This is a genomic window from Variovorax trehalosi (assembly GCF_051216415.1).
GTDB lineage: Bacteria > Pseudomonadota > Gammaproteobacteria > Burkholderiales > Burkholderiaceae_C > Variovorax.
Genome location: NZ_JBPJZG010000013.1, coordinates 79,960 through 91,976, shown reverse-complemented (window position 1 = coordinate 91,976; position 12,017 = coordinate 79,960). Strand labels below are relative to the sequence as shown.

15 protein-coding genes and 3 pseudogenes are annotated in these 12,017 nt (G+C 58.2%); 12 read left to right on the top strand and 6 right to left on the bottom strand.

Annotation, left to right across the window (positions count from 1 at the left end; translation table 11 throughout):
• Positions 1-2 precede the first annotated feature (2 nt).
• From ACSFA7_RS32495 to ACSFA7_RS32485, 3 genes and pseudogenes are all read left to right on the top strand, one after another.
• A pseudogene (locus tag ACSFA7_RS32495) lies at positions 3-407 on the top strand (DUF924 family protein); the annotation flags it as partial.
• Positions 341-505: a DUF924 family protein gene (locus tag ACSFA7_RS32490; protein ID WP_435503172.1), complete on the top strand. Its 165-nt coding sequence runs from the start codon at positions 341-343 to the stop codon at positions 503-505. The pseudogene ACSFA7_RS32495 and the gene ACSFA7_RS32490, both read left to right, overlap by 67 nt.
• Positions 506-572: 67 nt before the next feature.
• Complete coding sequence (locus ACSFA7_RS32485) at positions 573-1,487, top strand: LysR family transcriptional regulator (RefSeq protein ID WP_435503171.1); 915 nt, start codon at positions 573-575, stop codon at positions 1,485-1,487.
• A 12-nt stretch (positions 1,488-1,499) separates the two neighbouring features.
• Here ACSFA7_RS32485 and ACSFA7_RS32480 read toward each other — a convergent pair whose 3' ends face one another.
• Positions 1,500-2,216: a hypothetical protein gene (locus ACSFA7_RS32480; RefSeq protein WP_435503170.1), complete on the bottom strand. Its 717-nt coding sequence runs from the start codon at positions 2,214-2,216 to the stop codon at positions 1,500-1,502.
• A 245-nt stretch (positions 2,217-2,461) separates the two neighbouring features.
• Positions 2,462-3,364: a response regulator transcription factor gene (locus ACSFA7_RS32475; protein ID WP_435503169.1), complete on the bottom strand. Its 903-nt coding sequence runs from the start codon at positions 3,362-3,364 to the stop codon at positions 2,462-2,464.
• Between the two features lie 583 nt (positions 3,365-3,947).
• On the opposite strand from ACSFA7_RS32475, the gene ACSFA7_RS32470 reads away from it, so the two are divergent.
• On the top strand, positions 3,948-4,502 hold the full coding sequence (locus tag ACSFA7_RS32470) for a lysozyme inhibitor LprI family protein (protein ID WP_435503168.1): 555 nt from the start codon (positions 3,948-3,950) through the stop codon (positions 4,500-4,502).
• Positions 4,503-5,121: 619 nt separating this feature from the next.
• Here ACSFA7_RS32470 and ACSFA7_RS32465 read toward each other — a convergent pair.
• On the bottom strand, positions 5,122-5,472 hold the full coding sequence (locus tag ACSFA7_RS32465) for an H-NS histone family protein (protein ID WP_435503167.1): 351 nt from the start codon (positions 5,470-5,472) through the stop codon (positions 5,122-5,124).
• Positions 5,473-5,956: 484 nt separating this feature from the next.
• On the opposite strand from ACSFA7_RS32465, the gene ACSFA7_RS32460 reads away from it, so the two are divergent.
• Genes ACSFA7_RS32460 through ACSFA7_RS32445 form a run of 4 tightly spaced genes read left to right on the top strand, consistent with a single transcriptional unit; the run spans position 5,957 to position 7,625 of the window.
• Entirely contained in the window at positions 5,957-6,682 is a 726-nt protein-coding gene (locus ACSFA7_RS32460) for a metallophosphoesterase (protein WP_435503166.1), read from the top strand.
• 32 nt (positions 6,683-6,714) lie between these two features.
• On the top strand, positions 6,715-6,858 hold the full coding sequence (locus tag ACSFA7_RS32455; protein ID WP_435503165.1) for a hypothetical protein: 144 nt from the start codon (positions 6,715-6,717) through the stop codon (positions 6,856-6,858).
• Between the two features lie 51 nt (positions 6,859-6,909).
• Entirely contained in the window at positions 6,910-7,098 is a 189-nt protein-coding gene (locus ACSFA7_RS32450) for a hypothetical protein (RefSeq protein WP_435503164.1), read from the top strand.
• Positions 7,099-7,130: 32 nt separating this feature from the next.
• Positions 7,131-7,625 carry an HAD domain-containing protein gene (locus tag ACSFA7_RS32445; RefSeq protein ID WP_435503163.1) on the top strand — a complete coding sequence of 165 codons (495 nt, stop codon included), beginning with the start codon at positions 7,131-7,133 and terminating at the stop codon, positions 7,623-7,625.
• Between the two features lie 72 nt (positions 7,626-7,697).
• On the opposite strand, the gene ACSFA7_RS32440 is transcribed toward ACSFA7_RS32445, so the two are convergent.
• Positions 7,698-8,198, bottom strand: a complete 501-nt coding sequence (locus ACSFA7_RS32440; protein WP_435503162.1) for a hypothetical protein — start codon at positions 8,196-8,198, stop codon at positions 7,698-7,700.
• Here ACSFA7_RS32440 and ACSFA7_RS32435 point away from each other — a divergent pair.
• Positions 8,197-8,667: a hypothetical protein gene (locus ACSFA7_RS32435; protein ID WP_435503161.1), complete on the top strand. Its 471-nt coding sequence runs from the start codon at positions 8,197-8,199 to the stop codon at positions 8,665-8,667. The two genes, ACSFA7_RS32440 and ACSFA7_RS32435, sit on opposite strands and share 2 nt — an antisense overlap.
• Before the next feature lie 56 nt (positions 8,668-8,723).
• Here ACSFA7_RS32435 and ACSFA7_RS32430 read toward each other — a convergent pair whose 3' ends face one another.
• Entirely contained in the window at positions 8,724-9,485 is a 762-nt protein-coding gene (locus ACSFA7_RS32430; protein WP_435503160.1) for an immunity 22 family protein, read from the bottom strand.
• Positions 9,486-9,666: 181 nt separating this feature from the next.
• Positions 9,667-9,849: pseudogene (locus tag ACSFA7_RS32425) on the bottom strand (hypothetical protein); the annotation flags it as partial.
• 222 nt (positions 9,850-10,071) lie between these two features.
• Here ACSFA7_RS32425 and ACSFA7_RS32420 point away from each other — a divergent pair.
• The 3 genes and pseudogenes from ACSFA7_RS32420 to ACSFA7_RS32410 form a co-directional block, all read left to right on the top strand.
• A pseudogene (locus tag ACSFA7_RS32420) lies at positions 10,072-10,563 on the top strand (DNA adenine methylase); the annotation flags it as partial.
• Positions 10,564-10,610: 47 nt separating this feature from the next.
• A complete protein-coding gene (locus tag ACSFA7_RS32415; protein ID WP_435503159.1) occupies positions 10,611-11,111 on the top strand; it encodes a hypothetical protein in 501 nt (166 codons plus the stop codon).
• 57 nt (positions 11,112-11,168) lie between these two features.
• Positions 11,169-11,327, top strand: a complete 159-nt coding sequence (locus ACSFA7_RS32410) for a hypothetical protein (RefSeq protein WP_435503158.1) — start codon at positions 11,169-11,171, stop codon at positions 11,325-11,327.
• Positions 11,328-12,017 lie beyond the last annotated feature (690 nt).

Genomic DNA, 12,017 nt, shown 5'->3' with positions numbered 1-12,017 from the left:
TTCTGGCGTGCGGCCCACGCCGCTGGTTCAGCCACGATCCGGCATTCGACCAGCGATTTCGGGAGCGCTTTTTTGGGCTGCATCTTTCGGCGGCACGACGCGAACTCGACGCTTGGGCGCATGTGCCCGAGGGTTCGCTGGCGTTGCTGATCCTGCTGGACCAGTTTCCGCGCAATGCCTTTCGCGAAACCGCCCACATGTACGCGACCGATCCCTTGGCTCGGCACTTCGCGCGCATGGCGCATACAGCCGGGCACACGGAGGCCGTCGACGCGCAGTTTCGCCTGTTCTTCTGCCTGCCTTTCGCACACTCCGAGGACCTCGCTGACCAAGACCTTCAGTGGTACTCAACGCTCGACTGGGCCCGACCGAGCGGTCGCATGCTGAAGGGCACCGCGACATCATCCGCCGCTTCGGTCGCTTTCCACACCGCAACCATCTGCTGCTGCGCGAGACCACCGCACAGGAGCAGGCCTTCTTGGATCAGGGCGGCTTCGCTGGGTGAGCGCCACTCGTTCGATCTTGAACCATCTTTATCTCCGCCCTGAGCATCATTCGAAATTTAGAGCCTGATGGACAAGCTCGATCAATACCGCGTTTTTGTACAGGTGGCTGAGATGGGCAGCTTCATCAAGGCAGCCCATGCACTCGCCTTGCCGCGCGCCACGGTATCCGCTGCGATCCAGCAACTGGAGGAAAAAATAGGAACGCGCCTGCTGAACCGGACCACCCGTCAAGTTCATCTAACGGCAGATGGCGTGCAGTTGCTCGCTCGCTTGCGCCCCCTATTGGCGGACGCAGAGGATGTCGAGCATCTATTTCAGAGCAGTCAGCGGCAGGTCGCTGGTCGACTGCGGATCGACGTGCCCAGTCGCATCGCCCGACGCCTCATCGTGCCTGCCCTACCGAGTTTGCTACGGCGCTATCCGCGACTGCAGTTGGTTCTCGGCTCCTCCGATCGAGCCGTCGATCTGTTGCAGGAAGGCGTCGACTGTGTCGTACGTGTGGGGGCCTTGCATGACAGCAGCCTGGTGGTTCGTCCGCTGGGGCATATCGCCCTCGTCAATTGCGGCAGTCCAGCATATCTGCGCGAGCATGGTATTCCGGAAAAACCGACGGATTTGCTCAAGGGGCATTGGGCAATCGGCTACGCCTCACCGTCCAGCGGCCGGGAGCTTCCCTGGGAGTATCTCGACGCCTCGGGCCAATCCCAGGAGCTGACTTTGCCAAGTCGCATCGTTGTTAACAACGCCGAAACCTACATCGCAGGTTGTCGTGGCGGCAACGGTCTGATTCAGATCCCTCGCTTCGACGTAAAGCACCTACTGGATCGGAGCGAACTCGTTGAAGTCATGCCGGCATACCGAGCGTCTCCGATGCCGGTCTCACTCTTGTATCCGCATCGACGCCAGCGTTCGAGGCGTCTTGTTGCGTTCGTGGAGTGGTTTTCAGGATTGATGGAGCCTCACCTTGAGCACGGAACATGAGGCTACTTTCGCTCATTTTCCGATCACGTCATAGACACGCAGAATCCATGAAATCTGGTAAGTCAAGCTGACCATGGCGAAAGCGACGTGGAAACGCGCATTGGTGGTCAAGGAAGCAACAGCACACAGCACCACGTAGGAGGCGGTTCGTACTGCGTATTCGTACCCTTGTGCCGTCAGATGCTCCTGACCTTTGATCCAGGTATCTGCAACATCAACTAGATACGTCGTCGCCAGCAATGCGAAGAACCACCTTCGACGTGACATGAAATAGTCGCGGTAGCCCGTGTATTCCGCCAAATCGTCCGGAAAAAGAACAGCGCAAAGAAAATAGTAGAGCGCAGCGTAGCCGACAACGAAAACGTAGGTCTCGAAACGCCACACTTGCAGGTGCGAGAGAGAGAACTCCCACCACCAGAAGTGCATCATTGACAGCAGCAAGGACAGCACCCACAGCAGGTGCACCCCGTAGGCACGCTTGCGTCCAGGATGCTGAACGAATCGAGCCACGCCGGAAAGCAGCCGCGCTATGCCAAGACTTACCACCATGCTGAGCACGATGCGAATGTGGGGAAAAATGGCTGGGTCAACCATCGGAGGAGAAGGTTCCATCAGATTCAGTTGCAAGGAGATTCGGTGCAGCCAAGCAGCGCCACAAACACATTTGCCATGAAGGCTTGCCACATCGAGTTGGCTATTGCCTGTGATCGTATCGGCATTGCGTTTCACCCCGCACGCACATTTCAATCTCGTCGGAGTGGGACGTTGGGCAAGCACAGCATCCGAGTGACGTGGCTTGTCCTAGCTTATCGCAGCGCAGTTCTCCTGTGTCTTTTCAGATACGCGTGCCACAGAGCACCCCATGCGCTTGACCTAAGCGCGCAATGGCGATCGCATCAGAAGCTGACGAATGAGCTCTGTAGCTCGGTTCGGTGACGTCCTGTTCGGAGGTCGATCCCGGATCGACCGACAACTCAGCACTGTTGCGTGCGCTCGTATCCGCTAGAAATTCCGCGCGTGAATACCGCCCCATTGTGCGTAGGGGCGAACGCGCCCGGGTTATCAAAAGACTGAACAAGTGGCTCGAACATCCAGCCGTTCATGCTGCTGGCCTCATCGCAGCGCTGTGGCTGTGTCACGTCTGATTCACCGTCAAGGGATGCTTCCAACCGATATCCGCGCCCATAGACAGCCTGCAAACGGAAGCCGCTCGCCGCTTTGAGGCGGAGCTTGTGACGCAAGCGATAGATATGACTGTCGAGGGTGCGCGAGGCGTTTTCCTCATCGCTCCCAGCGCTCTCCAACAGGTGTGAGCGAGACAAAGTTCGTCCAATATTCTGAAACAATTTAAGAGCTATATCGAACTCTCGAGAAGTCAGCTCATACCGCTCCTGCAAATGGGTCGCACCGGTTTCTCTACGGAGAACGGCGCTATGCGAGATGCGGTCGAACTCCCACGGTCCAACGCGTACGAGCCCTCCCGTCCCGCTTTGGCCTTGGCCTTGGCGATTTACTAGACGCTGCACGCGTGCACGAAGTTCGTGCAGGTGAACCGGCTTCGCGATGTAGTCATCGGCCCCCAAATCCAACGCCTGAGCCAGATCGAATTCTGAAGCTCGCGATCCAACAGCAACGATCGGGACGCAGTCCCTGCGCCACTTGCGCAACCATTGCAAGACTCTCGGACCACTTCCATCGATGAACTGCCATTCAAATATCAATAGATCGAAGGACTCGCGAGACAAGTTTCGTTGAAAGGCAGCCTCTTCCCTGAAAGTCTCACAGACGACCGGCGTGTCGCTAACTATCTGCGTCTCAAGCAACTGCGCAAACTGGACCAGCTGATTCGGATCCCTGTCGAAGATGGCTATGCGCATGGTCCTTGGTCTCGCGAGGAGAGCGCAACAAAGTGCGATGTATACACAGTGGAACGGGTAGTTTCAGCTCAGACTTAGAAATACAGCCCAGTTGGAACTCATTGCACAAAACAACTCAGCCTCCGTTTCAGCTCCGCAACTTTCATTGCAATGGCGGGCCGGCCCCAGATGCGGCGAAGCACAGCGACACCCAGTTGAGACTGTATTGCTTCTTCACATTTGAATCTTTCAAAAAAATCGATAACTTCTATTTTTCTTCGATTTTGAAGAGCTAGAAACGCGAAGTGACAGCGGCCCTTCGAACGCCTATGTCGGAGATTTCTGCATCTGATCCAGGCCGCTTAATTACATAGCAGGACGTGCCCGCCCTATGCACTTTGGATCTCGGTCCAAAAGCCGCCGACAAGGCTATCCATACCGCATTTCGCGTCATCGTTCGCCGCTCTAGGGCTAGACGCGAGTTTGCTTCCGAGGGGATACTCCTAGCGCTGTCTGGGCACACTCGCGGCCCTTGCTGCTGGGCGCCGGCCAAGTCAAGTTATGCCCAGAACCGCAGAAATTCCATTTCTCTGGAAGGACTCGAGTGGCAGTTACAGGACCCAAAAATTTTGGGATGCATCGAGCTGCGCTTCAAGTGCTGCGTCGGACCCAGGATATTGGAAGCGACGGATCAATACGCATTTCAAAAAGAAGAAAATGCCATCTTGGTTTTAATTCAAAAAAAGGAAATATAGTGAAATTTTCAGCACTAATTCTCGGCTTGTCTCTCGCCATTCCCGGCCTTTCGTCGGCTCAGGAAGATTGCGCCAACGCATCGGATCAATCAACTCTTAACCAGTGCGCTAGCAAGTCCTACGCAAAAGTTGACGCCGAGCTGAACAAGATCTATGGACAAATCAGAGGACGATTGAAGGGCGACCCGGAAACGGCAAAGCTGCTTGTTGTTGCACAAAGGGCTTGGGTGAGCTTTCGCGATGCCGAGTGCACCTTTAGCTCATCCACGAATAAGGGAGGCAGCATGTATCCCATGGTTTTTTCCGGCTGCAAGGAAGAGATTACTCGAACTCGGATCAAGGATCTTCAGACTTACCTCAATTGCAAGGCCGAGGACGGGGGCTGCCCTATTCCATCGAAATAGCGCCCTCAAGATTCGATGCAATTTAATATTCTCCGATCTCCGGAGTCTTCTCAATCGGCCGATTCCATTGGCGAACCTGTTCGGGAGAGTGCCGCCGCTCTCGCGGCCGTCCTCACTTGAATCTCGTCGAATGGCAAGCGCACTTCACGATGCGAGCATCTCCGCGTGACAAAGGCATTGCGGCTCGTGGTCGTTGATCATGCTAACGGCCGCCAGGCCTGACGACCACGATATAGATGGGGGGTGACGAGGCTCGAAAAATGAGCCGCCTTTCCGCAGCATGCGCTCAAGAATCTCTTCATCCCCGCCGGATCACCCTGCGTTGCTTGGCACAGGCGGTGAGTAGCTGTTGCCCCCAGAGGTACGCGATGCCGCAGCCAACGAAGTGCTGCTTGGGCACCTCCGGCAACTCGCCGGCGTGCTCGGTGCGCGCCAGTCGCGCTGCCACTCCGACGCCAACGCCAACCAGGTCATCTCGCCAAAGGCCTTGGGGCATTTGGCCAAGGCCTTCGTGTTGTTCACCACCACCTGCGGATCGTGGCTGTTCAGATTGGCGAGTTGGTCGGGCTGGTGGTCGGTAAGAACGAGTTCCGGTTCAGTTGCAGCATCAACAGATCGCTCAGGCGAGCAGCTCTTCAGCCGACTTTCCAACCTCTAGAGCTGCCTTGAACCAACCCGGACGCGGGCCACGGCCACTCCAAACGTTGCCTTGATCGTCCTTGTACTTCGGGGCTCTGACAGCAGCGGCCGTTTCCTTGGTCTTTTGGGGCTTTCGAGTCCCCTTCTTCTTGGCCGTAACCGCTTGCCCGCGGCCTTTCTCAAACCCGAGCTCTTCTGCGGTGAAACCATAGACAGAAATCGCCTCCTTAATACGGCTCAGTACGCCGGCAGCCTCCTTCTTTCGCAACTGATCGGCCTCGCGCTGCAACTGCGCGATCTGGTTTTGAACTTGAAGGAATGTCTTTGTCATAAGTCTGTCTCGATCTTAAAGAGACAGAGCATAAGCGCGATTCTCCCCCCCTCCATGTCGGCGAATTCCCTACTTTTGCGAATCACGCAGAAGTTTCATGCCTCATTCTTGGAGGACCATTTTTCCAGTGCACTTACGGCGACGCACCGTCTACCTTTCCTCCTACTGCAATCAGCATTTTCTCCTCTCGTCTTAGCTCAAGGCGCTCCAATAGTCCATCGACTACTGCCCCAATGGCTTTTCGAATCTGAAGGCTGGGTGCCCTGAATCCGAGCATGCGAGAGACAGTAAGGATGACCTCGTCGTCTGTTGCCCCGAAGTTTGAAGACACTACATGAATCACACCCGCAGCAATCTCGCGGGGAGAAATCATTTCTAGGGACGGTCTGCAGAACGTGATTTGCGATTGCGAGTAGATGAATAAGGTGATGGCGAGCCATCCAGACAATCAGCCCCAGCCATCGAGCTGCTGCGTCAGGCCCCGTTGAGCGGGCTTGGCGAGCCCGAATCGGGCGCCGCTCGCTTCGGTGACAAGCCGATCGTGCTGAACGCCGGCAACCATGAGTACTACGCGTCCGTGCTGAACCAGGAACAGGTCGAGATGCGACGCCAGGCCAGTGAGCACGGCATCCACTTTCTCGACTGCGACGAAGTCGTGATCGCCGGTGTGCGCTTCCTCGGCTGCACCCTGTGGACGGACTTTCGCCTGCGTATCGACAACCCCGGCTTTGCGGGGCAGCCAGTGCGCCTTCTGTCGGACCGCGATCGCTCGATGACGGCTTGCTCGCGCTACCTGGCTGACTACTCGGCCATCCGCATCGACGATCCGTTGACGTCCAACTCCCGGGGCACGAGGCATCTGGTGCCGATGGACATCTTGCAGCTCCACAGGCGGTATCGCTCTTGGCTACGCAGGAAGCTCGCCGAGCGGTTCGACGGGCCCACGGTGGTCGTCACCCACCATGCGCCACATCGCAAGTCGCTGGCGCCGCGGTTCGCGCAAGACTGGGCTTCTGGTGGATTCGTCAACGAGATGCTGCCCGAGTTCTTCGAGGTGCCATCCCTCTGGGTGCATGGGCATACGCACGACAGCTTCGACTACCGGGTCGGCGCCTGTCGGGTGGTGTGCAATCCGCGCGGCTACCTGATGAACCGGCACGGGGAGTTCGAGAACAAAGACTTCAACCCCCGGTTGGTGGTCGACCTATGAGAGACGCCACAGTTTCTGCCGGGGGCGAGATCTTGACCGCCACAATCCAGGGGAGCGAGCTCATCGTTTCCCTGCATGACAGCTCGGGCGGCCACCAGATTCTGTCGCCGCTGAAGTTCATCGAGATGATGGGCATGGATATAGATTCCTTCGCCGGCAACGCGCACGTCCACTGAAGTACGGTCATTCGCGCACCTGCGGCAGAGAGCGTCCAGTCCTATATCCGCATGAGCTTGCAAGTGCTGGCTGCCGTGGCAGAGGCCTCTGGAGATGACCTTCAGGCCGCCATCTTCTGGTATGGGAACGAGCCGCTCGCGTCGTTCGCCTACAAGACAGCCGAGTCAATGGTGGCTGGGGGACGAGCCACCGATGTGATCGATCTGCTGGAGTCCTTCCAGGCGGGGTTTGTTGGGTGATGGAACACCGCCATCTACTTATGGTGGAAGCAATGCTGATTCATGACGTCTCCGGCCGCGGGGGTGATTCCAACGATCTGCTGTTCCTGGATGTCGATGGTGTTCTTCATCCTGTCGGTACAGACTACTCGTTCAGCAGCAAGTTCTTCTGCCATTTGCCGCTGCTGGAAGAACTGCTGCGAGAGTTCCAGTCTGTGAAGGTCATCATCTCGTCGGATTGGCGACTGGCCGAGAGCGTCGAGCAACTGCAGCAGTATTTCAGCGATGACATCCGGCACAGGATCATCGGAGCCACGCCGCAGCTCGGCCCCAATGCGGCCGTGCACCACCGTCGCCAGCGAGAGATCCAGGCCTGGCTCGATGGGAACGGCCGCAGTGACGCAGAGTGGGTCGCACTGGACGATTGGCCCTCGCACTTTGAAGCCGGCTTCGAACGGCTCGTACTCATCGACCCCAAGCGTGCGTTCGATCAAGATAGCTTTCAGGAACTGCGCTCGCACTTCTTGCGGTTCGCGGCTGGCCGTTAAGCTGCCAACGGTGTTGGCGCTGGCCGAAAATTGCCCCGGTCAAGATTCAACCGGTGCCGACAGGACAGACCATTAATCGACTGCTCGAATTGACGGTGAACCATCGCTCCCGGCGCGCCGTCTCGATGCCTTCTTTGCCGAAGAGCTTCGAACCTGCTCTTCGACCGGATGCAACCGCGCACGGCCCTCCATTTGTTCCAGCTGTTTCTGCCGCTCGGCGATGGCCAACTTCTGCGCATCGTCGCCATAGCGGTAGACGCTGAATGTCTTCTGCAGGATCTGGCCGGGCGCAATATAGGTGTGCGCCGACCACTGGAGCGGCCGGCCGTCAGGGCCCAACACGCAAGTGACGCCCACAATGCCTGTCTTGTTATTGCGGCGCAGCTTGTTGGCTCTTTGCTGCCGCATCACAGGCGGATGCTTATGCACGATGTCATCTCGCCATGCTTGTGCCTGCGCCAATGCGTCCTCAACGCTGCCAAGTTGGGCGAACGAGAACGTCTTACTGAAGCGTTGCCGGCTGCGCTCCAGCTTGACATGCCAATAGGTCTTGTGGCGAACGATGCCGTACATGGAGCCGCCGTCCAGCCCCCGAGAAGCAGCGTCAGTTGACTACGAAGCTGAGCCAGATGAGTTCGATGAGGTTGAAACGCAGGTCGGCGAAGACGGGTTGCCATCAATGCTGGAAGAAAGTCTCGACCGGGCAGTTGCATCTGGTGACCACCGCGCGCACTATGTGTTGGCGCTCCTCCTCAGGCAGAGAGAAGACGAGTTCTCCGCTGAAAGAAGCGCTCATTGGTACGAGGTACAACAGGACGGAGTTGAACTCGATGGTGTTGAGAAGGAGTGGGCCGACGCCTTTGCAGCGACAAGGAAAAATGCCGGACTTGCAGAAGCAAGAGGGTTGTTTGCTGATTTGAGTCTGCACATTGGTCGGTGGGCGCTGCGCGACATCTTCGGGTTCACAAGAGCAAGTTCGGCTGCGGCGTCGAGACAGTGCGGCGCCTGCACCGCACATCTCGACGGCCCGCCCGTGCATTAGTGAGTGCTGCCGGTCGGTTGCATGAGCAAGAGAGGCGAGCAAGCGTCGATTGATCGCTAATCGGGGCGAAATTTCCCCACGTATCTCAAACCCAAGGTAGCAGCGTCTTGTTCGGCATTGAACTTTGCAGCACTCGCGCACAAGGCTAGATGCAGGACCGAGCGGGCCTTGCGGATCTTCATCTTGTCCAGCTTGAGGATCATGTTTTCCGCGACGAACAGATTGTCGACACGCAAAATGAGCAGGTCGTCGAGAAGCATCTGATCGTCAGAATGGAAGAAGTCGAGACCGACAACGTCGCGTCTGTCGACGCCGATCTGCGCGAGGATGCGTTGCTTGTCGAGCCCGCTTGATCCAACCCAGAGATAGTGGGTGACTGCGTCCTTCGGGCCTTCGTCATCTCCGGCAAGCTGCGCCAGTTGTCCCAAGTAGCGAACCGAAGTGGCGCGCGCTGCATCTTTCTTTGCAAGGCGCGCGTCTTGGTAGGAGATCACCGAGTTGAACTGGTCGATGCCATGCTTGTTCAACAAGGCCCCGAGCCTCTTTTCATCCACGATCAGGTCACTTGCGACACGGGCGAGGCTCGCGGGCTTCGTGAAGTGCTTCATGATCAGCGCGTCTTCATCAAAGCTGTCTAGATTCACTTCCGCGCAGAACGCGCACCTGCCTGCGGGATCGGGTTCCGTGTCCTGACCGTCGCCGGCAGGCGGCCCGTGATCGTAGGCCGCCCATGCCGCCAAGTACGCTTTCTGGTCCAGGAACTTCTGGAACAGCCTCGCAGAGCGGAAATTGCCTACCCAGAGATGAACCTTGGCCATGAGGCGTCATTCTAGGGGCAGGCAGACATCAGCCATGCCCACCATGATCGGTCGGGACGGCCTAGTAACTGCTGTCCACCGGGACGATAGGAAATACGAAGGCCTAGTGACGCAGACGCGTTTCCGACCCCTTGCATGCTGGCGACTGCCGGAAACTGAGTCAGTTTTGCGGGCAGTTTGCGATGACAAAAAGCGGACGGCCCTTCTCGGCGCCTGGGCTGTGCGGTTTGACGATCTGCACCAATGCATCTCACGGAACCACCCGATCCATCTCATCGTGGAACTCGCGCATGCGTGTCTTCTTCGTCGACAGATTCAATCCCACGCCGAGTTGACTCGGCCACAGCCCACATTTGGCAAGCATGCGGTCAGATCGAGCAAGGCTTGGAGCGGTTTTGCAGACCATCCCTAGCTTTCGAAGGCCTGAGGAGAATGTGTTCCCACGGTCTCTTGGAAATGGATCAGTCCTTAGGCTGGAGAGGAACGCACCGTCTCGAATGATGCGCCCCCGGCTAAGCGACAAGCTTGCGCCCTGCTCCACTACGGCCTCGATCCGCGCACCAGCACGCTGGAAGCCCCAAGTAGTGCGCAGCGGGCCGCGCGCTTCTTCTACTTGCAGCAGCAGGCTTTCGGTGGCCGTGTCCAGGGGCAGACCTGGAGCACCGCGACCACTGCGCCGGCGATCAACCTGTTGCGCATCGAGGAGAACCTCAGCGCGGCTCATTTGCGCCTGGCGAGCGCGTACATCGAGCAGCTCGACTGGGCCACCTCCCTGGACCGCTACGACCGGCCGCACACGCTCTTCTACATGGCACCGCCGTACTGGCAGACCGAGGGCTACGGCGTGCCCTTCGAGTGGGGCCAGTACGAGCTGATGGCCACCAAGCTGCGCCAGCTCAAGAGGAAGGCCATCGTCAGCCTGAACGACCACCCGGACATCCGGCGGTGCTTCGACGGCTTCGGGATGGAGAGCCTGGCCATCGACTACACCGTGGGCGGCGGCGCCAACCGGGCCGAGCGGCAGGAGCTGATCATCTACAGTTGGGACCGAGAGGCCGTGCCAGCAGGCCTGTTCTAAAGCATCTGGTGCGATGCCCAAAAGATCAACCTAAAGGATTCCCGGTGGTGAAACTCTTTGATGAACCGCTCTACCTGCCGGACCCGAACGAGCCGATCGGCGTGCTGCCCTGGGGCAAGTCACCGGAGTTGACCGACCAGGATCTCGCGGCCTTCCAGGCCAGGCTCGGAAAGCATCGCACCCCAAACTATGGCCAGTCCTATTTGCTAGCGGCCAATACGTTGCTGCGAACTGCGATAGACGCCCGCCAGCTGGATCAGCATGCGCTACCGATCTTCTTTCTCCAGCGTCATGCGGCGGAGCTCATCGTCAAGGCGCCGCTCCAATTTGGACTTGAGATTCAAAAGTACTACGAGATCCTGGGCAGACCGAAGCCCAATTACCCTGCGGATGACGACCAACGCAAGCGCGCCGAAGGCTCCCACGACCTCAAGCAGCTCCTCTCTGATCTAGAGGCGATGACCTTGGTGATGCCAGTGGGCGTGATTCCGGGTGCCCTGAGATCGGCTGTTGCAGAGATCGACTCCATCGAGAAGCAACACACCTGATCGCGCTATTCGTTTCGTTTTGAGGGCCGCGGGGCGGCGAGAAAGCTCGTCAACCATATGGAGCAGGAGCACGTCCTGCCCCTGGGCAAGATTCAAGATCTGCTGCAAGCCTCAGCTGACGGGCTGGGGACCAGTTGGCCACTCAGCGGACGGATGATGAGCAATCTGGCCAGCCTGTGGGAGGACTTGGCGCGCGCGGCAGGCGAGTTCGACTGACCGTCCATGCCCCCTTTGTGACGGGCGGAATTCCATTGCAGCCGGCGTAACCACGCCGTGGGCGATTTATCGCAGGTATCCGCCCTCAGTTTTCGCGGCGCGCTTCAGGTCGAGAAGTTTTCTCAGCTGGAGAGATCGATCACCGACCTCCGTACGCTGAGCCAGCCTCCCAGCAATCAGCCGCGGCTCACTTTGAGTTTGAATAAGAAGCACAGCTCTGAGCGAGCAAAACGGCCCCGCTTCGAGGGCCACCAAGATTGGAGACAAGCAAGCACAAGAACACTATGGCATCCACGGCCACTCGACGGTACTGGAGCGGCGACGCAAAAATGGCCACCAGAGCTGCCGGTTCGGCAGCATGTCGGCGGCCCATGCATGTGCCGATCAAGAATTTCCCCTTGTGCCACGCCATTGCTCCGAGCAGAAGAGCAAGGCCCTTGAGGTGTAGCTAGCTGCGCGGCTTCTTGCAAAAGGCTCCTCCCGGAGCTGAGTGGGACGAGAGCTTGCAGTCATTGGGGCATCAGCGGCCAAGCCTAGCATCACAACTTCAGCAGCACGGTACGCGCGACGAGACCGGGATCGCGTTCGTTCGCGAGACGCACCGCCCATCGACAGAGCTTGCCTGTCGGCCCGCTCTGCCCCGTTCGCGCCTTAGCACATCGAAATGACGGGTTTTCCCAATCCGATGGG